Source organism: Streptomyces fractus, assembly GCF_049844455.1.
Lineage (GTDB): Bacteria > Actinomycetota > Actinomycetes > Streptomycetales > Streptomycetaceae > Streptomyces > Streptomyces fractus.
This window is the reverse complement of record NZ_JBMYHI010000002.1, coordinates 6,173,994-6,196,172: the sequence shown is the minus strand read 5'-3', so window position 1 is coordinate 6,196,172 and position 22,179 is coordinate 6,173,994. Positions and strand designations below refer to the sequence as shown.

Sequence of the window (22,179 nt, the reverse complement as noted above, 5' to 3'; positions counted from 1 at the left end):
ACCGTGGACGGCCCACTCTTCACCCTCTGCACACTGCTCACCGCGCTCGCCACCATCGTGTCGCTGCGCCATTCCGCCCAGCGCAACCACCGCCCCCAGTACCGCATTGCTCGCGCCGCCCGCACCACAGCCGCCGCCGTCTGCTGTGCAGGATCTGCCCTGTCCATCCCCGCCGTCACCGAATACGCGACCCGCACTACCGGCATCTCGGGCATCGCCCAGTTCGCCGCACACCTCGCCGCGATAGGTTTCTGCGCCTGCCTGCAAGTCATGCTCGCCGACTGGTACCACCCCGCCGGCCGACTCCGCCACAGCGCCAACTGGCGCCTGTGGGCCATGCTCGCCACCGTCACCGTACTCACGGTGCAGTTCTGGCTCATCGACTCCGAACGCACCACGCCAACCACGGACTTCGCGGACAACATCCAGGTATACGCCTACCTGCTGAACTACCTCGGCTTCGCCGTCTACGCCGCCACCGACATCACCTGGCAGGCCACCCGCCTCGCCTGCGCGGCTTCCCGCAAGCGCCTCGCCCCGGCCCTCGGCCTGTGGCTCACCGCCGGCGGCGGCCTCGCCTTCCTGCTCTACGCCCTCACCAAGAGCAGCTACCTCCTGGCCTTCCAGCTGGGCCACGCCTGGCCCTTGAAGGTCGAGCAAGTCCTCAGCTCGCAGCTGATCGGCCTGTGCGTCGTCACCGTCGCCGCCGGCATGGGCCTGGCCATGTTCCGCAACGGCACCACGGCGCCGCCCCAAAGAAGCACGCGCGGCGACCCGAACGCGCCGCAGATCACGACTCCCGCACAGCAGCCTGGTCCCAGCGACGCCACGCCAGGCTGACCCGCCGCTCGTCCACGGTCCGCGACCCACGCGAGAGAGCCGGATACACCCGAACCTTCTCCAGCATCAGCACGCACAGGCCTGTCTTCGACGCCATCGGAGCGTGCTGCCACCAGCGCACCAGGTCCTCGAGGCCACCCAACGGCACATCGACGGCCTGCTCCAGGAAGCGTGCGCGCGTACGGCCCTGCTTGATGTCCGCCTTTAGCTGCTTGTCGGCCTCCTTGTAGGAGGCCGACGAGATCTCCCGCCGCGCGAACAAGGCGCCCAGTACCCGCTGCCGCACCTCGGACTCCTCGGCCTGCGCGAGCAACTGGACGACCTCACCGCGCAGTTCCTCGCGCGCGTGCTCCAGCACCTCGCGAACCTCGGGCTTCAACAGCTCGGCGATCACCTGCTCGCCGAGGTACGCCTCCAGCAGGTCCGCGTTCGCCCGCACCTTCCCGCACCCACCCGGCCGGCCGCTCCGGCTCGGCGTGCACTGATAGCCACGCGCGCCGCTGTTCGACGGAGAACTGCGCAGCTGCCCCCCGCACAGACCACACACCGCCAACTCGCCCTGCAGCAGATACTCCCGCTGCGGAGCACGCTCGGTCGACAACTCCTCATCGATCCGGCGCAACTGCCGGAACTCCTTGGCCGTGATGACCCGCGGGCCGCCGGAGGACACCAGCTTGCCGTCCTCCGTCTCCTTCAGCCCGGCGATGGCCGGATGCCGCAGCACCCCGGCCATCACCGACGACGTCCACGACCCGCCCAGCGACGTACGGTGCCCCTCGCCATCGGCCCACCGGCAGATCTCCGCGAAGTTCTGCCGCTTCAGCCGTAGTCCCACATACTGGCGCAGCGGCCCCACCTCGTCGTCCTTCAGACGCTGGTGTGCCGCGTCCCAAAATCCGTACAGCCGCGGCATGACACCGCCTCCAGCCCTGCGATCCGACCCCTCGAACGCAGCACATGCTAGCGAAGATAGGTCACCATCTTGCAAACACTCACAAAGATGCAAGAGCTGGCGCACCGCGGAAACCGGGCCGATCACTCACGAACCGGCTCCCACCTCCACGCCGAGCACCCTGCGCAGCCCCGCCGACGGAACCCGGTGCGTCTCCCCCAGCCGCAGCACCGGCACCGGGAACTCACCGCACCGGATCAGCTGGTACGCCTTCTCCTTGCTGATCCCCAACGCCCGCGCCGCCGTGACCACGTTCACCGTCGCCGGAAGCGCAAGGAGCTCCTTCAGCCCCATCGCACCCTTCGGGCTGCCCACCGCCGCAGAAGTAGGTGCCAGGTTTGAAGTCTTGTCATTCATGTCAGTTGCCACCTGTCTCCCCCGCGCCAACTTGAAGGCGACTTTACCTCGCTGTCCGACACCCCCACCAGCATCGAAAGAGATCACGCAACACACCCACACCATCTACACCGTTCCGTTGGCGCGACGCCCGGAACCGACAGGGGGCCGCATGTTCTCGCCGAGCTACTACCGACGGTGCCAGTGCACAGAGCCCGTCATCGACGACGACGGCACCCCCGTCCTCAAGGAGGACGGCACACCGAAGCTGGCCCACATCGGGATCACATGCCCCAAGCTGGGACGCAAGGGCCACGGCACCTGGTACTTCAACCTGGAGCTGGAGCCCGGGGAGAACGGAAAGCGACAGCGCGTCCGCCGCGGCGGCTTCGCCACCAAAGAAAAGGCCGAAGCCGAAGCCAAGAGGATCTACTTCGAAGCCGACGCCGGCACCGACGTCCTCTCCGACGAAACCATGGGCGACTTCCTCAACCGCTGGATCACCACCAAGGAAACCCTCGCCCGCACCACCCAGCACGGCTACAAGGACCACCTCACCAACTACCTCATCCCCCACCTCGGCCACATCAAGCGTCGCGACCTGCGCGTGCGCCACATCGACCGCATCTACCAGGCCATCAAGAAGGACAACGCCGAACGCACCCTCCACCAGCTCCGCGTCCAAGACCTCCGGCAGGCCCGCGACACCGCCCACGCCACCTGGGTACGCGCCTCCGGCAAGACAGAAGAACGCCGCCGCGCCCGCACCGCCTACCTCGCCGCCAACCAGGCACTGCGCGACGGCAAACGCGGCCAGCGCAAGATCACCTCTGCCGCCACCATGCACCGCATAAACGACACCCTCTCCTCCGCCCTGACCTGGGGCATCAAACGCGAAAGCGCCTTCACTAAAAACTGGGCCCGCCTCGTCGAACTGCCGCCCGTCACCCGGCCCAAGCCGCTCGTATGGACCCCCGAACGCGTCGCACACTGGAGAAAGACCGGCGACAAGCCCGGCCCCGTCATGGTCTGGACACCCGAACTCGCCGGCCAGTTCCTGGACTTCACCGCCGACGACCGCCTCTTTGCCCTCTGGCACGACTTCGTGTTCCTCGGACCGCGCCGAGGCGAGATGTGCGCCCTGCCCGAGCACGAAGTCAACCTCGACGCCCTGTGGCTCCACATCTCCACGCAGACCGTCGACGTCGCCTACCAGCTCTACGACGAATCCCCCAAGGCCGACAGCGTCCGCACCATCTCCATGAGCCTCGAATCCGCCGAGGTCAACCGCCGCTGGCTCCACCACAAGCGCCGCGAACGCGACACCTGGTCAGGCCAGGACGCCTACACCGACTCCGGCCGCTTCTTCACCCGCGAAAACGGCAGCCCCCTCCACCCCGACTGGGTCTCCCGCCGCTTCAACCGCCTCGTACAGCTCTCCGGGCTCCCGCCCGTACGCCTCCACGACCTGCGACACCTTTCGGCCACCCTCGCCCTCCTCGCCAAGAACGACATCAAGGTCGTCCAGGAGCGCCTCGGCCACGCCTCCCGGCAGATCACCTCCGACACCTACACCAGCGTCCTGCCCGAGATGATGCGTGCCGAGGCCGAATCCACCATCGCCGTCGTCCCCCGCGCCGTCACCTACCGCGTACGCCGCCCGCTCGACGTACCCGACGACGCCTACCAGAACGGCGTGGCCGCGATCTTCGCCCACGGCACTCGCTGCTCCGGCAACACCTGGGCCGTCGTCGCCCAGGCCCGGCCCGACACTCCCGTCCTCGGCGAGATCCACTCCACCGGCAAAGGCCAGGACCACGCCACCGACGCCTCGCTGACCTGGATCCGCAACCACTGCGCCGACAACAGCCTGGAGATCCTCAAGGTCGACAACCTCAGCACCGAGATCCCCGAAGACCAGCGCCCCGACTTCTCGCTTCTGCGGTTCCTCATCGCCCGCCCCGAGAGTCCCGACGTGTCGGGGTGGAACCCCAGCCAGGGACCAGATGGTGAGCCGCACCCTAAACGCGGGAGTCGCAGCAGCAAGTGGAGCCGGCCGCGGAAGGACTCCGACGAGGCCGCATAGCCGCTGCCAACGTGCCGTGACGGCGGTGCCCGGTCCCTCCCGGACCGGGCACCGCCGTTTTGGTCCCTGCTTGGTCCCTGGGCGGCCCTGGATGCCGCTTTCCGAGTGACAGATGGCCCGCCACGGTTTCCGTGACGGGCCATCAGGTTACGTTCTGGCTGGTCAGAACGATTCTGCTCTACCAGCTAGTGGTGGGGCGGGTGGGACTCGAACCCACGGCCGACGGATTATGAGTCCGCTGCTCTAACCGGCTGAGCTACCGCCCCGTCTCGGCGTGGCGCGTACAAGTGTGCGCGCCGTCTGCCGCAGCATAGCCGCTCATACGATCTCCTGCCTCGGATGGTCCGGCTCTGCACGACCATGAGGACTCCCCGCACGAGCGGACGGTTCCACCAGGCAAGAAAAAGCCCTCCGGAGCGAACTCCGGAGGGACTTGTTCACAGCTCTCCCGACTGGACTCGAACCAGTAACCTGCCGGTTAACAGCCGGCTGCTCTGCCAATTGAGCTACAGGAGATCGAGCTCCCCCGACTGGACTCGAACCAGTAACCTGCCGGTTAACAGCCGGCTGCTCTGCCAATTGAGCTACAGGGGAATGACCTCGTTGCTTCGAACGAACCCACCTGGGTACTTGCCAGGCGGCGCGCGCTCGCTGCGACACATACATTAGCGCAAGCAGGGGGGTGGTCCGCCAATCGGTACCCCCCAGGTGATCAACAAGCTCCACGACGACCGCACCGACCACGAAGCCTCGCTACGGAAAGGGTGGCCGACCATGCGCTATCGGCTCACATTCATCGCCGGTCTGGCCCTGGGATACGTGCTGGGCACGAGGGCCGGCCGGGAGCGCTACGAGAAGCTGAAGAAGTCCGCCCGCGAGATCGCCCAGAACCCGGCCGTGCGCAACACGGCGGAGTCGGCGGCGCAGCAGACGAGGAACGTCGCGGGCAAGGCCCTCCACTCGGTGAGCGAGAAGGTGGAGAGCAAGGTTCCGGACTCGGTCGCCGACCGGGTGCGCACGCTGCGCGAGCGCGGCGGCCCCGCCGACGACGCGGCGACCGACGACTGGGGCACCAGCAACACCTGACGGCACAGATGTGTCCGGCGGTACGGCAGAATTTCAGACATGGGGATAGTCGCCGGGCTGGACAGTTCGCCCGAATTTACGCGCATAGTCGTTTGTGACGCCGACAGTGGTGCCGTGCTGCGGCAGGGGTACGCCCCGCACCCGCTGGAGGCCGCGGAAGGCGGCGGACGGCCGTCCGACGTGGATCCCCAGGCGTGGCTCCTCTCGCTCGGCGAGGCCGCAGGCGGGGGGCTACTCGAAGGCGTGCAGGCCATCGGTGTCTCCGCGCAGCAGAACACCGTGGTGCCCATGGACGCGCAGGGCAACACCGTGCGCCCGGCCATGGTCGGCGGGGACAAGCGGGCGCAGGTCGCCGCCGCCGATCTGGTCGACCGGCTCGGCTCGCGCGAGGCGTGGGCCGAGGCCGTCGGAAGCGTGCCGCAGGCGGCGCTGCCGGTGACCAAGCTGCGCTGGCTCGCGCGGACGGAGCCGGAGAACGCCGAGCAGGTGGCCGCCCTGATGCAGGCCCACGACTGGCTCGTGTGGCAGCTCCTCGGCCGGCCCGCGCGCCGGACCACCGATCGCGGCGGCGCCTCCAGCACCGGGTACTGGTCGGCGGCGAGCGCCGCGTGGCGGCCCGATCTGGTGGAGCTGGCGCTCGGGCACCAGGTGGCGCTGCCCGAGGTGATCGGCCCCGGTGAGGCGGCCGGTCGAACCCCGGAGGGCCTGGTCATCTCGGCCGGGACCGGGGAGACGATGGCCGCCGCGTTCGGGCTCGGCGTGCAGTCCGGCGACGCCGTGGTCTCGCTCGGGGCCTCGGGCTCCGTGATGGCCGTGCACCACGAGGCGCTCGTGGACTCCAGCGGTTCCATCACCTCGCTCGCCGACGCGACCGGGATGCACCTGCCGGTGGTCCATACGTCGAACGCGGTACGGGCGCTGCGCGGCACGGTCGAGATGCTGGGCCTCGACGGAGGCCTGGAGGAGCTGTCCACGCTGGCCATGAAGTCGACGCCGGGCGCCCACGGACTCGTACTCCTGCCCTATCTGGAGGGCGAGAAGACGCCGAACCTGCCGCACACCGCGGGGACGTTGAGCGGGCTGCGAAGAGAGTCCATGAAGCCCGAGCATCTGGCGCGGGCCGCGTTCGAGGGCATGCTGTGCGGGCTCGCCGACGCCATGGACGTGCTGCGGGGCCGTGGCGTGGAGATCCGGCGGGTGTTCCTGCTGGGCGCCGCCGCCGAGTTGCATGCCGTGCAGAGTGTGGCGCCGGCGGTGTTCGGGGCGCAGGTCGTGGTGCCGCAGCCCGCGGACTACGCGGCGATCGGCGCGGCGCGGCAGGCCGCGTGGGCGCTGAACGGGCAGTTGCCGCAGTGGCAGGGCGCCGCCGCGCAGGTCTTCGAGGCAGGCGAGGAGATGCCGGTGGGGCAGGCGGTGCGGCAGCAGTACCGGGCCGTACGGGACCAGATCCACCCCGGCGCGTTCTCCTGACGCTCCGGCCTCCCGACGCTCCGGAAGACTCGGCTCCGCTCAACCTTTGGGCGCTCTTGGTTAATTCGGTTGAGGTAACGCGGGTGGAGTGTTCGACGATAGGGGTCCATGCGTCGCCGTTTCGACGACGGCGCGGATCGATCCCCCTCCCCGAACACCGCTCCGCCCACAACCGCCGACCACCGAGAGACCGAGCGTGCTCATAAGACTTCTGCGGACCCATCTCGGCCCGTACAAGAAACCCATCGGGCTGCTGGTGCTGCTGCAGTTCCTGCAGACCTGCGCCTCGCTGTATCTGCCCACCCTGAACGCCGACATCATTGACAACGGTGTCGTGAACGGCGACACCGGCTACATCCTCGAGTTCGGCGCCCTGATGCTGGGCGTCACGGTCGTCCAGGTCGTCTGCAACACCGGCGCCGTCTACTTCGGCGCGCGGACCGCCGCCGCCGTCGGCCGGGACCTGCGGGCGGGCATATTCGACCGCGTGCAGTCCTTCTCGGCCCGCGAACTCGGCCAGTTCGGCGCGCCGTCGCTGATCACCCGCACCACGAACGACGTGCAGCAGGTTCAGATGCTGACCCTGATGACGTTCACGCTGGTGGCCTCGGCGCCGATCATGTGTGTCGGCGGCGTGATCATGGCGCTCGGCCTGGACGTGCCGCTGTCGGGCGTGCTGCTCGCCGTGCTGCCCGTCATGGCGATCGTCCTGTCGCTGATCATCCGCAAGATGCGGCCGCTGTTCCGGTCCATGCAGGTCAAGCTGGACACGGTGAACCGGGTGCTGCGCGAGCAGATCACCGGCAACCGCGTCATCCGCGCCTTCGTCCGGGACGAGTTCGAGAAGGACCGGTTCGGAGCCGCGAACCGCGATCTGACCGACGTGTCCCTCGCGACCGGCCGGATCATGGCGCTGATGTTCCCGTTCGTGATGACGATCGTGAACGTCGCGTCGATCGCGGTCGTCTGGTTCGGCGCCCACCGCATCGACAGCGGCGGCATGCAGATCGGTGACCTGACCGCGTTCCTCGCGTATCTGATGCAGATCGTGATGAGCGTGATGATGGCCACGTTCATGTTCATGATGATGCCGCGCGCCGAGGTGTGCGCCGAGCGCATCCAGGAGGTGCTCGGCACCGATTCGAGCGTCGTGCCGCCGAGCCCGAAGGCGGCCGTGCGGGAGCTGCGCCGCCACGGCCATCTGGAGATCCGGGGCGCCGACTTCGGTTACCCGGGCGCCGAGGAACCGGTCCTGCGCGCCGTCGACGTCGTCGCCCGGCCCGGCGAGACCACCGCGGTCATCGGGTCGACCGGCAGCGGCAAGTCGACGCTGCTCGGCCTCGTACCCCGCCTCTACGACACCACGGCCGGCACGGTCTACGTCGACGGCGAGGACGTCCGCGAGATCGACCCGGACCTGATGGCGAAGACGGTCGGGCTCGTGCCGCAGAAGCCCTACCTGTTCTCCGGCACCGTCGCCACGAACCTGCGCTACGGCAATCCGGACGCCACCGACGAGGAGTTGTGGCACGCGCTGGAAGTGGCGCAGGCCAAGGACTTCGTCGAGCGCCTCGAAGGCGGGCTCGACGCGCCGATCACGCAGGGCGGCACCAATGTCTCCGGCGGTCAGCGCCAGCGCCTCGCCATCGCGCGCACGCTCGTGCAGCGGCCGGAGATCTACCTGTTCGACGACTCGTTCTCCGCGCTCGACTACGCGACCGACGCCGCGCTGCGCCGGGCCCTCGGCGCCGAGACGGCCGAGGCGACCGTGGTCATCGTGGCCCAGCGGGTCGCGACGATCCGCGACGCCGACACGATCATCGTGCTCGACGAGGGCCGAGTCGTCGGCACCGGACGCCATCACGAGCTGATGGCCGACAACGAGACGTACCGGGAGATCGTTCTCTCCCAGCTGACGGAAGCGGAGGCCGCCTGATGAGTGGGCCCATGGGGCGGATGGCGGCCGGTGCGCCCGGTTCGCGTTCGATGGACTTCAAGGGGTCGGGCAAGCGGCTCCTGAAGCGGCTCGTCGCGCACCGCGCGGCGGTGACCGGGGTGCTCGTCTCGGTGGTCATCAGCGTCGCCCTGTCGGTGGTCGGCCCGAAGATCCTCGGGCACGCCACCGACCTGCTGTTCGGCGGGATCATCGGCGGGCGGATGCCGGCCGGGCAGACCAAGGACCAGGTCATCGAGGGCCTGCGGGCCAAGGGTGACGGCGGCGTGGCCGACATGCTCGGCAGCGTCGACTTCACTCCCGGACAGGGCGTCGACTTCGGCGCCATCGGGGAGGTGCTGCTGCTCGGGCTCGCCGTGTTCGCGGTCGCGGGCCTGTCGATGATGATCGGCACCCGGCTCGCCAACCGGACGATCAACCTGGCGGTGTCGCAGCTGCGCAGCGAGCTCCAGGCCAAGCTGTCGCGGCTGCCCCTGTCGTACTACGACCAGCAGAAGCGCGGCGAGGTGCTGAGCCGGGCGACCAACGACATGGACAACCTCGGGCAGACGCTTCAGCAGACGATGGGCCAGATGCTCAACTCGCTGCTGACCGTCATCGGCGTCCTCGCGATGATGTTCTGGATCTCGTGGCTGCTCGCCCTGGTCGCGCTGGTGACGGTGCCGCTTTCGGTGTTCGTCGCGGCGAAGGTCGGCAAGCGGGCGCAGCCGCAGTTCGTGCAGCAGTGGCGGGCGACCGGCGCGCTGAACGCGCACATCGAGGAGATGTACACCGGCCACAACCTGGTGAAGGTGTTCGGGCGGCAGAAGGAGTCGGCGGAGCTGTTCGCCGAGCAGAACGACGCGCTCTACGACGCTTCCTTCAAGGCCCAGTTCAACAGCGGCATCATGCAGCCGCTGATGTTCTTCATCTCGAACCTGAACTACGTGCTCGTCGCCGTCGTCGGCGGTCTGCGGGTGGCGTCGGGTTCGCTGTCCATCGGTGACGTGCAGGCGTTCATCCAGTACTCGCGCCAGTTCTCGATGCCGCTCACGCAGGTGGCGTCGATGGCGAACCTGGTGCAGTCGGGTGTCGCCACGGCCGAGCGGGTCTTCGAACTGCTCGACGCCGACGAGCAGTCGGCGGAGCCGGTGGACGGCGAGAAGCCGGATCACCTGCGCGGGCACGTCGAGTTCGAGCACGTGGCCTTCCGCTACGAGAAGGACACGCCGCTCATCGAGGACCTGTCGCTGACGGCGGACCCCGGTCACACGGTGGCGATCGTCGGTCCCACGGGCGCGGGCAAGACGACCCTCGTCAATCTGCTGCTGCGGTTCTACGAGGTCACCGGCGGGCGGATCACGCTCGACGGCGTCGACATCGCGAAGATGTCGCGCGACGAGCTGCGCGCCGGGATCGGCATGGTGCTCCAGGACACCTGGCTGTTCGGCGGGACCATCGCGGAGAACATCGCGTACGGCGCCCCGAAGGACGTCACCCGCGAGGAGATCGAGGAGGCGGCGAAGGCCGCGCACGCGGACCGGTTCATCCGGACGCTGCCCGACGGGTACGACACCGTGCTCGACGACGAGGGCACCGGCGTCAGCGCCGGTGAGAAGCAGCTCATCACCATCGCGCGGGCGTTCCTGTCCGACCCGGTGATCCTGGTGCTCGACGAGGCGACCTCCTCCGTCGACACCCGGACCGAGGTGCTGATCCAGAAGGCGATGGCTCGCCTCGCCGCCGGGCGCACCTCGTTCGTCATCGCGCACCGTCTTTCGACGATTCGCGATGCGGACACGATTCTCGTGATGGAGAACGGGGCGATCGTGGAGCAGGGCTCGCACGAGGCGCTCGTCGCCGCGGGCGGGGCGTATCAGCGGTTGTACGAGGCGCAGTTCGCGCAGGCGGTCGCCGAGGTCGACTGATTCCGTTCGGCTCCGCCGAAAATCAAGCCCCGCCGGCGATTGAGGCGCGGGTCCGGGGCAGAGCCCCGGGACCGCAACGCCGGCGGGGCGTATCAGTCCAGGTACCCGCGCAGCTGGTCCGCGAAGGCGTGGTCGCGGAGTTTGTTCAGGGTTTTGGACTCGATCTGGCGGATGCGCTCGCGGGTGACGCCGAAGATGCGGCCGATCTCCTCCAGCGTGCGGGGGCGGCCGTCGGCGAGTCCGTAGCGGAGCTGGACGACCTTGCGTTCGCGCTCGCCGAGGGTGGACAGGACCGCCTCCAGGTGTTCGCGCAGGAGGAGGAAGGCCGCCGATTCGACCGGGCTCGTCGCGTCGCCGTCCTCGATGAGGTCGCCGAGCGCCACGTCGTCCTCCTCGCCGACGGGGGCGTGGAGGGACACCGGTTCCTGGGCGAGGCGCAGCACTTCGCTGACCCGCTCGTGCGTCAGGTCGAGGTGGGCGGCGACCTCCTCGGGGGTCGGCTCGTAGCCGCGCTCCTGCAGCATGCGGCGCTGCACGCGGACGACCCGGTTGATCAACTCGACGACGTGGACGGGCACCCGGATGGTGCGGGCCTGGTCGGCGAGGGCGCGGCTCATGGCCTGGCGGATCCACCAGGTCGCGTACGTCGAGAACTTGTAGCCGCGGGCGTAGTCGAACTTCTCGACCGCGCGGATCAGGCCGAGATTGCCCTCCTGGACCAGGTCGAGCATGGTCAGGCCGCGCCCCACGTAGCGCTTGGCGACGGAGACGACCAGGCGCAGGTTCGCCTCGATGAGGCGGCGCTTGGCCATCCGGCCCATGACCACCAACTTGTCGAGATCCAGGGCGAGTTGGGAGTCGACGTCGGAGGCGTGGGTGAGCTTCTCCTCGGCGAACAGGCCCGCTTCGACGCGCCGCGCGAGCTCCACTTCCTCGGCGGCGGTGAGCAGCGGGATCCGGCCGATCTCGCGCAGGTACTGGCGGAACAGGTCGGAGGACGGGCTCGCGGTCTCGGTGCGGGCGCCGCGCACCGGTTCGGGCGGGTCCACCGACCCCTGAGGGCCGGCCGGTTCCTCCGGCTCGGCCTCGGGATGGTGCTCGGCGCGGCTCTGCGAGGGCACAGAGGCCAGCACGTCGCCCTGCGGCACGGCACCCTTGGGCGCGGCTTCGGGATCGTCGAGGGCCTGCGCTGTGCTGTCGCTCTGGGTGAGGGTCTGGGTCTGCACGGGGGCGACCTCCAAAGTGATCGCATCTGAGGCGTGCGGCCGGGGGGCGGGAACGGCGGCCTCGCCGCTGTCCGTCCCGTACGCGATGAGCGGAACCGCGGGGGTGTCGGACCCGATTTCCGGGTTCCGGCCGCGCTCCGAGGACTCAGGCACCGCAACCCAGTGTGGAGTACGACACAGTGCCGCCACGAGGGGCGTGCGTTGACTTTTTGAGTCCGGTGCGTGACCGCATGGTTACCGTGCTGGACGAGTGCCCGGCCCTCCGGGGGTCAACCCGGCTCCTGTGACGGTTGTCCGGCTCCCGGTTGCGGGGCTCTGCCCCGGACCCCGCTGCTCAATCGCCGCAGGGGCTCAAGAGGTCCTACAGGGCCTCCGCACCCCGTTCGCGGAGGGCTTGGCCGTACTGCTGGAGGACCCACAACTCGTTCTGGACGGCGGCCAGTTGGTGGGGGTCGCCGCCCGCGCCGAGGCGGGTGAGCGTGCCCTGGACATCGCGGATCCGCCGGTCGACCGCCCGCTTGCGGACCGTGACCAGCTGCTCCCCCGCGTACGCCTCGTCGACCGTCTTGCGGCGGATCGCCTCGACGGCCAGCTCGGTCACCATCGCCCGCACCGCGTCGTCGGGCGCCGCCTCGCGCACCGCGATCAGGTACTGCTGCGGGTCGTGGACGCCCTGCTCGGCGCCGCCCGCGTCCATGACGGCCTGGCGGACGGCGGCGTACGGGTCGGCCGTGAACTCGTCCACCCCGTACGCGTCGAAGGCCGGGGACACCAACTGCGGGTACTGCAGGGCGAGTTTGAGCAGTTCGCGTTCGGTCGTGAACACCGGGTTGCGCAGGGTGAGCGCCGGTCCGCCGAAGGGACGGGCCGAAGCGGCGGCGGGGCCGGCCTGCGGACCGCCGCGCCCGGACGCGGGCGCGGGCCCGCGGCCGCCGCGCTCACGGGCCCAGCGGGCGAGCTGCCCCACCCGCTTGACCACGAACTGGGTGTCGAGGATGCCGAGCATGCCCGCGAGCTGGACCGCCACCTCGTGCTGCGAGGCGCTGTTCTTGATGCGGGCGACGACGGGCGCCGCCTCGTCGAGCGCGGAGGCGCGGCCCGCCGGGGTCTCCAGGTCGTAGCGGCTGACGATCTGGCGGAGCGCGAACTCGAAGAGCGGCGTGCGGGGTTCGGCGAGGTCGGCGACCGCCTCGTCGCCCTTGGCGAGGCGCAGGTCGCACGGGTCCATGTTGTCCGGCGCGATCGCGATGTACGTCTCGGCGGCGAACTTCTGGTCGTCCTCGAAGGCGCGCAGGGCGGCCTTCTGGCCCGCCGCGTCGCCGTCGAACGTGAAGATCACGCGCGCCGAGCCGTTGTCCATGAGGAGCCGGCGGAGGATCTTGATGTGGTCGCCGCCGAACGCCGTGCCGCACGTGGCGATGGCGGTGGTGACGCCGGCCAGGTGGCAGGCCATCACGTCCGTGTACCCCTCGACGACGACGGCGCGGGAGGACTTGGCGATGTCCTTCTTCGCGAGGTCGATGCCGTACAGGACCTGCGACTTGCGGTAGATCGGCGTCTCGGGCGTGTTCAGGTACTTCGGTCCGTTGTCGTCCTCGCGCAGGCGGCGGGCGCCGAAGCCGACGACCTCGCCGCCGATGTCGCGGATCGGCCACATCAGGCGGCCGCGGAACCGGTCGATGGGCCCGCGGCGGCCCTCCTGGGAGAGGCCGGAGAGCAGGATCTCCTTGTCACTGAAGCCCTTGCCGCGCAGGAAGCGGGTGAGGTGGTCCCAGCCGGCCGGGCTGTACCCGACGCCGAAGTGCTGCGCCGCGGCCTGGTCGAAGCCTCGCTCCGCGAGGAACTTGCGACCGATCTCGGCTTCCGGTGACTCCAGCTGCTCGACGTAGAACTGCGCGGCGACCTTGTGCGCCTCGACCAGGCGGATGCGCTCGCCGCGCTGGTGGGTGGGGTTGTACCCGCCCTCCTCGTAGCGCAGCGTGATGCCCGCCTGACCGGCGAGGCGCTCCACCGCCTCGGAGAAGGAGAGGTGGTCGACCTTCATCACGAACGTGATGGTGTCGCCGCCCTCCTGGCAGCCGAAGCAGTGGAACAGGCCCTTACTGGGGCTGACCTGGAAGGACGGGGACTTCTCGTCGTGGAACGGGCACAGGCCCTTGAGGTTTCCGCCGCCCGCGTTGCGCAGTTGCAGGTACTCGGACACCACGGCGTCGATCGGGACCGCGTCCCGAACAGCCTTCACGTCCTCGTCATTGATCCTGCCTGCCACGCCAGAATTCTACGGCCCATGACTGACACTTCTGTCACTGCTCCAGAAGATCACCGAGCGGAACCGACGGGTCCGACAGCCGGTCGACGCCCGGCCTGGCCCCGGACCTGATCAGCCGCTGGATCTGCTCCGTGACGTCCCACACATTCACGTTCATCCCCGCGAGGACCTGCCCGTCCTTCAGCCAGAACGCGATGAACTCGCGCTTGCCCGCGTCCCCGCGCAGCACCACCTGGTCGTACGAGCCCGGGGGCGCCCAGCCCGAGTACTCCAGGCCCAGGTCGTACTGGTCGGAGAAGAAGTACGGCACACGGTCGTAACGGACGTCCTTGCCGAGCATGGCGCGGGCCGCGGCCGGTCCCCCGTTCAGCGCGTTCGCCCAGTGCTCGACGCGCAGCCGGTCGTCGAAGAGCGGGTGCTGGACCGCCGCCACGTCGCCCGCCGCGTAGATGTCGGGGTCGGAGGTGCGCAGCGTCGCGTCCACGGCGATGCCGCCGCCGTGCGCCCGGTCGGCCAGCTCCAGGCCGGCGGCCTCGGCGAGCGCGGTGCGCGGGGCGGCGCCGATCGCGGCCAGCACGTCGTGCGCCGGGTGCTCCTCGCCGTCGTCGGTGAGGGCGGCGAGGACCATGCCGTCCTGGCCGGTGATCTCGGTGAGCTTCGCGCCGAAGTGGAAGCGGACGCCGTGGTCGCCGTGCAGCTCGGCGAAGATCTGGCCGAGCTCGGGGCCGAGCACGGAGTGCAGCGGCGTGGCCTCCGGCTCGACGACGGTGACCTCCGCGCCGTACTCACGGGCGGCCGCCGCGACCTCCAGGCCGATCCAGCCGGCGCCGGCGATCACCAAATGCCCGTTGTCCCTGCCGAGCGAGGCCAGCACGTTCTTCAGGCGCTCGGCGTGCGCGAGGCGGCGCAGGTGGTGGACGCCCGCGAGGTGCGTGCCGGGGATGTCGAGGCGGCGCGGCTCCGCGCCCGTGGCGAGCAGGAGCTTGTCGTAGCGCAGGACGGTGCCCTCGCCGAGCCGCACCGTCTTCTCCGCGCGGTCGATCGTGGTGACCGTCTGGCCGAGATGCAGCTCGATGTCGTTGCTCGCGTACCAGGCCGGTTCGTGGACGAAGACGCTGTCACGCTCCTCCTTGCCCTGGAGGTAGCCCTTCGACAAGGGCGGCCGTTCGTACGGGTGGTCCCGTTCGTCACCGATGAGGATCACGCGCCCGGTGAAGCCCTCCGAGCGCAGCGTCTCGGCGGTCTTGGCTCCAGCGAGCCCTCCCCCGACGATGACGAACGTCTGGTCCGCGTCGACCACTTGATGCCTCCTCATTGCCATGCCGTCATATGCGAGCGTCCCGCACGCAGCGTAATGCGGGAAGGGGGCGTGGCCCGATCAGGGCATCTTTTCGTCACGCCCAGTGGTCGCTCCGCCTTCCCGATGATGCCCGCCGACGGTAAGCCGCGCGTGAAGGGAACGGGCCGAGGCGTCGGTCAGCGAGGCGATCTGGTCGACGATCACCCGCTTCTTCGCGCGGTCGTCGGGCGCGGTGTCGAACAGGGCGCGGAACTGCGGGTCGAGTCCGTCGGGCGCGCGGGAAGTCAGTGCCTGCGCCAACTCGGCGACCACGATGCGCTGGTCGGCCCGGAGCCGCTCCTGCTGGGGGCGCTGCATCACATACCGGTCGGCGACCGCCTTGAGCACCGCGCACTCGTACCGGGCGGCGCGCGGCACCACCAGCTCCGCCGCGTAGCGGGTCAGTGGGCCCGTGCCGTGTCTCGCGCGTGTCGCGCCCTCGGCGGCCAGGCAGAAACGCCCGATCAGCTGGCTGGTCGCGTCCTTGAGCCGGGCCTGGGCGACCGCCGTCCCGTCGTAGCCGTGCGGCCACCACTCCTGGTCGAGGAGGCGGTCGAGGGCGGCGGAGAGCTCGGCGGGATCCGTGCCCTCGGGTACGTAGCGTCCGATGGCGACCGCGAAGACGTCGGCGCGCTCGGGCTCGGCGTGCAGCACGTTCGGATCCAAGTGGCCCGCGTGCAGGCCGTCTTCGAGGTCGTGCACGGAGTACGCCACGTCGTCCGACCAGTCCATGACCTGCGCCTCGAAGCAGGTGCGGCGGCCGGGCGCCGGTTTCCTGATCCAGTCGAAGACCGGCCGGTCGTCGTCGTAGACCCCGAATTTCAGTGACTCGGGGTCACTGGGGTGCTCGCCGCGGGGCCACGGGTACTTCGTCGCGGCGTCCAGCGCGGCACGCGTCAGGTTCAGCCCTACGCTGATCAGCTCGCCGGAACTCGCGCTGCGCGCGAAGCGCTTGGGCTCGATGCGGGTGAGCAGGCGCAGCGACTGGGCGTTCCCCTCGAAGCCGCCGCAGTCCTCCGCCACCTCGTTGAGCGCCTGCTCGCCGTTGTGCCCGAAGGGCGGGTGGCCCAGGTCGTGCGAGAGGCAGGCCGTCTCGACGAGGTCGGGGTCGCAGCCGAGCGCGGCGCCCAACTCCCGTCCCACCTGGGCGCATTCGAGGGAGTGCGTGAGCCGTGTGCGCGGGCTGGCGTCCCAGTGGTGACTTCTTGTGCCCGGCGTGACGACCTGGGTCTTGCCCGCGAGGCGGCGCAGCGCCGACGAGTGCAGCACCCTGGCCCGGTCGCGCTGGAACGCCGTGCGCCCCGGGCGCTTGTCGGGCTCGGGCGCCCAGCGCTCGACCGCCACCTCGTCGTATGTGTCGCTGCCTTCCATGGACTGACAGTAGCGACCTGGGGAGCAATAGGGCGCGGGATGAGGAGCGGCGTCCGGTGCGGCCAACGCCGCGAGCGGCCGTGCCGGGCGTCGCGACGCCGCGCCCTATTGCTCCCCAGGTCGCAAGGGCACCCGCTGACAACCGGGAGCTGCGACGGGTCAGACGGATGCGGTACGCGCCACCGTGGCGTACGGGGTCGTGGCCGGGGTCCGGTCGTAGCGGTGCAGGACGAGGCGGGCCAGGGCCGGGTGGGTGCCGAGCGGGGCGGCGGCGATGCCGGGCGCGGCCGCGGCGGCCTCCGTGGCGAAGCGGCCGGGGGCGGTGAAGTAGGAGGCGACGGCGATCCGGTCGCGGCCGCGGGCGACGAGGGACCGGACGGCCGTGGCGACGTCGGGGGTGGCGGCGGACGCGTATCCGGGGACGACGGGGACGCCGAGGCGGTGGGCGAGGAGCGTGGCCGTGCGGCGGACGTCGTCCGCGGAGTGCGGATCGCGGGAGCCGGCGGCGGCGAGGACGACTCCGCTGCGGCGGCGGTCCCGGTCGGTGGACCACTCGGGCCGGCCTGCCTCGACGAGCCGGTCGTGGAGGGCATCGACGAGCAGCGGGTGCGGGCCGAGCGGGTCGGCGACGCGGGTGCGCAGGTGTGCGGCGTCGTCGGCGGCCCGCGGTATGTCCTGCTTGACGTGATGACCGCGGGAGAGGAGCAGCGGCACGAGGACGGCCCGCCCGGCGGGCAGTTCGGCGAGGGTGTCGCTCAGCAGCGGCTCGTTGAGTTCGATGTGGCCGAGGCGAACGGTGAGGCCGGGGCGTCGCTCGCGTATCCGCTCGGCGAGTTCGGAGACGGTGGCCAGGGCCCGCGGGTCGCGGCTGCCGTGCGCCACGAGCACAAGGGCGGGCGGCGACCGGTACCCGCGCAGCGGGGACACGTGGCTGAGCCTGCTGCCGAGCTGATTGCTGATCATGGTGAGAAGTCCCGCCGCGCTTGCCGTGTGGTCGAGGTGCGTCGTGCCGTGCTGGTCCATGGGGCCGTACGACTCGTCCGTCATGGACAGATCGTGCCGGGCCGGGGTTGCCGGGCTGTTGCGTCGTGGTGACGGGTGGTTGCCGGTAGTTCACCTGCCGGGCCACGAGTCGGTGAGCATGGCGGTGGGCGGGGAGCGGTGTGCGTTGGTGGGTGTGGCGGGGAGCGGGTGTGTGCGTGACGGTGAGAGTGAGCGGCGTGCGCGGCGTGAGCTTGAGCGGTATGCGTGACGGTGAGCCGCCGTGTGCGCGTGATGGTGAGAGTGAGCGATGCGCGCGGCCGTGAGCGTGGGCGGTGAGCCTGGCGGGGGGCATCGGCGGTATGCGTGACGGTGAACGGCCGGGAGCGTAAGCGGTATGCGCGGCCGTGTGCGTGGCAGTGAGCGTGAACGATGTGCCTGGCGGGGAGCGCGGGCGGTATGCGCGGCCATGTGTGTGGCGGTGAGCGCGACCGTGAGCATGGGCGGTGTGCCTGGCAGGGAGCGGGTTGTGTCTGGCGGTGAGAGTGAGCGGCGTGCGCAGCCGTGAGCCTGGCGGGGAGCGTCGGCGGTATGCGTGACGGTGAGCGGCCGTGAGCCTGGCCGGGGGCGTGGCCGGGAGCGTGAGCGGCGTGCGCGGCCGTGAGCGTGGCCGGGAGCGTGAGCGATGGGCGCGGTCGTGGGCGTGGCGATGGGCGTGAGCGGTGGGCGCGGCCGTGAGCCTGGCCGGGAGCGTTAGCGGTGTGCGCGGTCGGGGGCGTGGTCGGGACCGAGAACCGTGGCGGGGTGTCGGGCGTCTTTTGTCAGTGCCGAGTCACGTGTCTGCTCCGGGGGTTCCGAATGCGTCTGTCACGTCCACGACTGCCGCGTACCCGGAGGGCGCAGCGCAGGACCGTGCAGGTGGTGATGGTGGCCTGCGTGGTGGCGTTGCTGCCGGCGGCCTGGTTGTTCGTGTCGACCGGGGACCGGATGCGGACGGTGGCGGACGCACCGCGCGCCGACGTGGCCGTGGTGTTCGGGGCGGGCCTGTGGGACGGGGAGCCCTCCCCGTACCTGGCGCACCGGCTCGACGCCGCGGCCGAGCTGTACCGCGCGGGAACGGTCCGCGTCCTCCTCGTCACGGGCGACAACAGCCGCGAGGAGTACGACGAACCGGACGCCATGCGCGCGTACCTGACCCGCCACGGGGTGCCGTCCCGGGCCGTCGTCAGCGACTACGCGGGCTTCGACACCTGGGACTCCTGCGTGCGCGCGAAGAGGATCTTCGGCGTCGACCGGGCCGTCCTGGTCACCCAGGACTTCCACGCGCGGCGCGCGGTGGCGCTGTGCGAGGCGGCCGGCGTCACCTCGTACGGGATCGGGGTCGCCGAGCCGCACGACGTGACCTGGTACGCGGGCGGGGCGCGGGAGACGCTCGCCGCGGGGAAGGCGGCGCTCGACGTGGTGCTGCGGCCGGATCCGCGCTTCCTGGGGCCCGAGGAGAAGGGCGTGCGCGAGGCCCTGGACGCGACGACCTCACGCCGTCCGTAGGACGGCCGGGAGGTGCCCGTACCGGCTACGTAACCTCCAGGCGCGCCGACCGGCAACACACCCGGCGCACGCTCAGGGACATGCTCAACACCACGGCGACGCCCACCCACTGCCCTTACTGCGCGTTGCAGTGCGGCATGAACGTTCTGGCTGGTACGGAGGGTCCCACGGTCGAGGGCCGCGCGGACTTCCCGGTCAACCAGGGCGCGCTGTGCGGCAAGGGGCAGAGCGCCGCCTCCGTGCTCTCCTCCCGGGTGCGGCTCACGGAGCCGCTGGTCCGTAGCCCCGCCACCGGCCGGCTCACGCCCGCCACCTGGGAGGAGGCCCTTGACAGGGTCGCGAACGGTCTTGCACGCGCGCGTGCCGGGCACGGGCCTGACGCGTGCGGCGTGTTCGGCGGGGGCGGCCTGACGAACGAGAAGGCGTACGCGCTCGGCAAGTTCGCCCGCATCGTGCTCGGCACGTCGCAGATCGACTACAACGGCCGGTTCTGCATGTCGTCGGCCGCGGCGGCCGGGCAGAAGGCCTTCGGCCTGGACCGGGGTCTGCCGTTCCCGCTGGAGGACATTCCGCGTACCGGGTGCGTGATCCTGGTCGGCTCGAACCTCGCCGAGACCATGCCGCCGGCCCTGCGCTACCTCTCCGAACTCAAGGCCAACGGCGGCACGTTGATCGTGATCGACCCGCGCCGTACGCGCACCGCGGACCAGGCCGACCTGCACCTGGCGCCCCGCCCCGGCACGGACCTGGCGCTCGCGCTCGGGATGCTGCACCTGGTGGTGGCGGAGGGCCGGGTCGACGAGGAGTACGTACGCGACCGTACGCGGGGCTGGCCGGAGGCCCGGTCGGCGGTGATGGCGCACTGGCCGGAGCACGTGGAGCGGATCACGGGCGTGCCGGTGCCCCAACTGCGCGAGGCGGTCGGCATGTTCACGGCGGCCGAGCGGGCGATGGTCCTCACCGCCCGCGGGCCCGAGCAGCAGTCCAAGGGCACGGACACGGTGGGCGCGTGGATCAACCTGGCGCTCGCGACGGGCCGGCCGGGCCGGCCCTTCTCCGGTTACGGGTGTCTGACCGGTCAGGGCAACGGGCAGGGCGGCCGTGAACACGGCCAGAAGGCCGACCAGTTGCCCGGCTACCGAAAGCTCACGGATCCGGCGGCCCGGGCGCACGTGGCGGAGGTCTGGGGTGTGGAACCGGATGCGCTGCCCGGTCCCGGCCGGTCGGCGTACGAGTTGCTCGACGCGCTGGGCGGTGACATCCGGGCGCTGCTGCTGATGGGCTCGAATCCGGTGGTCTCCGCTCCGCGGGCGGCGCACGTCGAGTCCCGGATCCGCTCGCTGGACTTCCTGGCCGTCGCCGATGTCGTCCTCTCCGAGACGGCCGAACTCGCCGACGTGGTACTGCCGGTGACGCAGTGGGCCGAGGAGACCGGCACGGTGACGAACCTGGAGGGGCGGGTGCTGTTGCGGCGGCGCGCGCTGGCGCCTCCGGCGGGGGTCAGGACCGATCTGGACGTCCTCCAGGGGCTCGCGGCCCGGCTCGCGCCCGACCTGGAGAAGGGGTTTCCGACGGATGCGCGGGAGGTGTTCGACGAGTTGCGGCGGGCGTCGGCGGGCGGGCCCGCGGACTACTCCGGCATCAGCTACGACAGGTTGGCCGAGGGGGACGGTGTCTTCTGGCCGTGCCCCTCCGACGACGACGCGGACGCTGACGCGGGCGTGGGCGTGGGCGTGGACGCCGGTGGTTCCGGGACGCCGCGGCTCTTCCTCGAACGGTTCGCCACGGAGGACGGGCGGGCGCGGTTCGTGCCGGTGGCGCATCGGGCCGCGGCGGAGGAGCCGGACGCGGAGTATCCGCTGTATCTGACGACGGGGCGGGTCGTGGCCCAGTATCAGTCCGGGGCGCAGACGCGGCGCGTGCCGGAGCTCAACGAGGCGGCTCCCGGGGCGTTCGTGGAGCTGCATCCGCGGCTGGCGGGGCGGCTCGGGATCGCGCAGGGCGACGCGGTCGTGGTGACGTCGCGCCGTGGCCGGGTCGAGGCGCCGGCCCGCCTCACCTCCACGATCCGTCCCGACACGCTCTTCATGCCGTTCCACTGGCCGGGGGCGGGGCGGGCCAACACGTTGACCAATCCGGCCCTCGACCCGACGTCGCGGATGCCGGAGTTCAAGGTGTGTGCGGTTCGGGTGGAACGGGTGGGGTGACCTGGGCCGTCTTGGGCTGTGCGCGGCACCGGGGGCCCGGTGTGTCAGCCGGGGCCGGGCCCGCATAGCCGGCGCGCCACACCGGGGGCCCGCCATGCCGGCCGGCGCCGAGCCCTGATCCTCGATGCGCGGCACCGGGGGGCCGCCAACTCGTCCGGGGCCGGACCCCTCGTCACCAGCACGCCGCACCGGGGGCCGCCTTGCCCACCCTGCCGCCCAAGGCGGCAGATTGCCCAAGGCGGGTGGCAGCCACCCGTGCGCCTGCGCGGCAGATTGCCCAAGGCGGGTGGCGGCCACCCGTGCGCCTGCGCGGCAGGTTGCCCCGGGCCCGGCGGCACCCCGTAGACCCAAGCCACACCTAGCCGGAGGCAGGAGCGGCGCCCCGACGGGCCTACGCCCCCGGAGGGGGCGGGCGGGTGGGAGATGGGCCAGGCAGAGGAGCTGGGCCGAGAGACGAGGGCCGGCCACCCACGGAGCCCCCAGCGCCGATCCCCGCCACCCCGACGCACCCCGCTCAAGACCTCCCGTTCAGGCCCCGCCAAGCCGTCCCCCGCGGACCCGCCCAACACGCCCCCCCCGCCGCCACCTCCGCCCCACCACCCGCTCC

General features: G+C 70.8%; 15 protein-coding genes and 3 tRNA genes. 8 read left to right on the top strand and 10 right to left on the bottom strand.

Annotated features, from left to right (window positions below; translation table 11 throughout):
• Nucleotides 1-3 precede the first annotated feature (3 nt).
• Entirely contained in the window at nucleotides 4-840 is an 837-nt protein-coding gene (locus ACP4E5_RS29950; RefSeq protein ID WP_425834026.1) for a hypothetical protein, read from the top strand.
• Here the strand turns inward: ACP4E5_RS29950 and ACP4E5_RS29945 are convergent.
• The gene (locus tag ACP4E5_RS29945) at nucleotides 791-1,753 is read right to left on the bottom strand and encodes a recombinase zinc ribbon domain-containing protein (RefSeq protein ID WP_425834025.1); all 963 of its coding nucleotides are present in this window, start codon (nucleotides 1,751-1,753) and stop codon (nucleotides 791-793) included. The two genes, ACP4E5_RS29950 and ACP4E5_RS29945, sit on opposite strands and share 50 nt — an antisense overlap.
• A gap of 126 nt (nucleotides 1,754-1,879) precedes the next feature.
• Nucleotides 1,880-2,086, bottom strand: a complete 207-nt coding sequence (locus ACP4E5_RS29940) for a DNA-binding protein (protein WP_425834024.1) — start codon at nucleotides 2,084-2,086, stop codon at nucleotides 1,880-1,882.
• A gap of 214 nt (nucleotides 2,087-2,300) precedes the next feature.
• Here ACP4E5_RS29940 and ACP4E5_RS29935 point away from each other — a divergent pair, with 214 nt between their 5' ends.
• A complete protein-coding gene (locus tag ACP4E5_RS29935; protein WP_425834023.1) occupies nucleotides 2,301-4,214 on the top strand; it encodes a tyrosine-type recombinase/integrase in 1,914 nt (637 codons plus the stop codon).
• Nucleotides 4,215-4,403: 189 nt separating this feature from the next.
• On the opposite strand, the gene ACP4E5_RS29930 is transcribed toward ACP4E5_RS29935, so the two are convergent.
• The 3 genes from ACP4E5_RS29930 to ACP4E5_RS29920 all read right to left on the bottom strand — a co-directional run bounded on the left by ACP4E5_RS29930 (nucleotide 4,404) and on the right by ACP4E5_RS29920 (nucleotide 4,808).
• Nucleotides 4,404-4,480 (bottom strand) — tRNA-Ile (locus ACP4E5_RS29930).
• A 177-nt stretch (nucleotides 4,481-4,657) separates the two neighbouring features.
• Nucleotides 4,658-4,730: transfer RNA gene (locus ACP4E5_RS29925), tRNA-Asn, on the bottom strand.
• Between the two features lie 5 nt (nucleotides 4,731-4,735).
• A tRNA-Asn gene (locus tag ACP4E5_RS29920) sits at nucleotides 4,736-4,808 on the bottom strand.
• A 180-nt stretch (nucleotides 4,809-4,988) separates the two neighbouring features.
• Between ACP4E5_RS29920 and ACP4E5_RS29915 the strand changes: the two genes are divergently transcribed.
• The 4 genes from ACP4E5_RS29915 to ACP4E5_RS29900 all read left to right on the top strand — a co-directional run bounded on the left by ACP4E5_RS29915 (nucleotide 4,989) and on the right by ACP4E5_RS29900 (nucleotide 10,631).
• A complete protein-coding gene (locus ACP4E5_RS29915) occupies nucleotides 4,989-5,300 on the top strand; it encodes a YtxH domain-containing protein (protein WP_425834022.1) in 312 nt (103 codons plus the stop codon).
• Nucleotides 5,301-5,339: 39 nt separating this feature from the next.
• Nucleotides 5,340-6,770, top strand: coding sequence for a xylulokinase (locus tag ACP4E5_RS29910; protein ID WP_425834020.1), 1,431 nt, complete (start codon nucleotides 5,340-5,342; stop codon nucleotides 6,768-6,770).
• 196 nt (nucleotides 6,771-6,966) lie between these two features.
• Nucleotides 6,967-8,706: an ABC transporter ATP-binding protein gene (locus ACP4E5_RS29905; protein WP_425834018.1), complete on the top strand. Its 1,740-nt coding sequence runs from the start codon at nucleotides 6,967-6,969 to the stop codon at nucleotides 8,704-8,706.
• On the top strand, nucleotides 8,706-10,631 hold the full coding sequence (locus ACP4E5_RS29900; protein ID WP_425834016.1) for an ABC transporter ATP-binding protein: 1,926 nt from the start codon (nucleotides 8,706-8,708) through the stop codon (nucleotides 10,629-10,631). The genes ACP4E5_RS29905 and ACP4E5_RS29900 overlap by 1 nt, the downstream gene beginning before the upstream one ends.
• Before the next feature lie 92 nt (nucleotides 10,632-10,723).
• On the opposite strand, the gene ACP4E5_RS29895 is transcribed toward ACP4E5_RS29900, so the two are convergent.
• The 5 genes from ACP4E5_RS29895 to ACP4E5_RS29875 all read right to left on the bottom strand — a co-directional run bounded on the left by ACP4E5_RS29895 (nucleotide 10,724) and on the right by ACP4E5_RS29875 (nucleotide 17,883).
• Nucleotides 10,724-12,010, bottom strand: coding sequence for an RNA polymerase sigma factor (locus ACP4E5_RS29895; RefSeq protein WP_425834014.1), 1,287 nt, complete (start codon nucleotides 12,008-12,010; stop codon nucleotides 10,724-10,726).
• Nucleotides 12,011-12,218: 208 nt separating this feature from the next.
• Nucleotides 12,219-14,126 (bottom strand): DNA primase, encoded by a 1,908-nt coding sequence (gene dnaG, locus ACP4E5_RS29890; RefSeq protein ID WP_425834012.1) that lies wholly within the window; start codon nucleotides 14,124-14,126, stop codon nucleotides 12,219-12,221.
• A gap of 34 nt (nucleotides 14,127-14,160) precedes the next feature.
• Nucleotides 14,161-15,426, bottom strand: coding sequence for an NAD(P)/FAD-dependent oxidoreductase (locus tag ACP4E5_RS29885; RefSeq protein WP_425834010.1), 1,266 nt, complete (start codon nucleotides 15,424-15,426; stop codon nucleotides 14,161-14,163).
• A 78-nt stretch (nucleotides 15,427-15,504) separates the two neighbouring features.
• Nucleotides 15,505-16,836: a deoxyguanosinetriphosphate triphosphohydrolase gene (locus ACP4E5_RS29880; RefSeq protein WP_425834008.1), complete on the bottom strand. Its 1,332-nt coding sequence runs from the start codon at nucleotides 16,834-16,836 to the stop codon at nucleotides 15,505-15,507.
• 159 nt (nucleotides 16,837-16,995) lie between these two features.
• A complete protein-coding gene (locus ACP4E5_RS29875) occupies nucleotides 16,996-17,883 on the bottom strand; it encodes a sirohydrochlorin chelatase (protein ID WP_425834006.1) in 888 nt (295 codons plus the stop codon).
• A 792-nt stretch (nucleotides 17,884-18,675) separates the two neighbouring features.
• Here ACP4E5_RS29875 and ACP4E5_RS29870 point away from each other — a divergent pair.
• Nucleotides 18,676-19,365 (top strand): SanA/YdcF family protein, encoded by a 690-nt coding sequence (locus ACP4E5_RS29870; RefSeq protein WP_425834004.1) that lies wholly within the window; start codon nucleotides 18,676-18,678, stop codon nucleotides 19,363-19,365.
• A gap of 80 nt (nucleotides 19,366-19,445) precedes the next feature.
• Nucleotides 19,446-21,572 carry a molybdopterin oxidoreductase family protein gene (locus ACP4E5_RS29865; protein ID WP_425834002.1) on the top strand — a complete coding sequence of 709 codons (2,127 nt, stop codon included), beginning with the start codon at nucleotides 19,446-19,448 and terminating at the stop codon, nucleotides 21,570-21,572.
• The last annotated feature ends 607 nt before the right edge of the window (nucleotides 21,573-22,179 follow it).

What these genes read in the sequence shown, in the direction of transcription:
- ACP4E5_RS29875 (WP_425834006.1), bottom strand. Translation starts at nt 17,883, where the DNA reads ATGACGGACGAGTCGTACGGCCCCATGGACCAGCACGGCACGACGCAC.
- ACP4E5_RS29915 (WP_425834022.1), top strand. Translation starts at nt 4,989, where the DNA reads ATGCGCTATCGGCTCACATTCATCGCCGGTCTGGCCCTGGGATACGTG.
- ACP4E5_RS29945 (WP_425834025.1), bottom strand. Translation starts at nt 1,753, where the DNA reads ATGCCGCGGCTGTACGGATTTTGGGACGCGGCACACCAGCGTCTGAAG.
- ACP4E5_RS29870 (WP_425834004.1), top strand. Translation starts at nt 18,676, where the DNA reads ATGCGTCTGTCACGTCCACGACTGCCGCGTACCCGGAGGGCGCAGCGC.
- ACP4E5_RS29935 (WP_425834023.1), top strand. Translation starts at nt 2,301, where the DNA reads ATGTTCTCGCCGAGCTACTACCGACGGTGCCAGTGCACAGAGCCCGTC.
- ACP4E5_RS29900 (WP_425834016.1), top strand. Translation starts at nt 8,706, where the DNA reads ATGAGTGGGCCCATGGGGCGGATGGCGGCCGGTGCGCCCGGTTCGCGT.
- ACP4E5_RS29865 (WP_425834002.1), top strand. Translation starts at nt 19,446, where the DNA reads ATGCTCAACACCACGGCGACGCCCACCCACTGCCCTTACTGCGCGTTG.
- ACP4E5_RS29910 (WP_425834020.1), top strand. Translation starts at nt 5,340, where the DNA reads ATGGGGATAGTCGCCGGGCTGGACAGTTCGCCCGAATTTACGCGCATA.
- ACP4E5_RS29880 (WP_425834008.1), bottom strand. Translation starts at nt 16,836, where the DNA reads ATGGAAGGCAGCGACACATACGACGAGGTGGCGGTCGAGCGCTGGGCG.
- ACP4E5_RS29940 (WP_425834024.1), bottom strand. Translation starts at nt 2,086, where the DNA reads ATGGGGCTGAAGGAGCTCCTTGCGCTTCCGGCGACGGTGAACGTGGTC.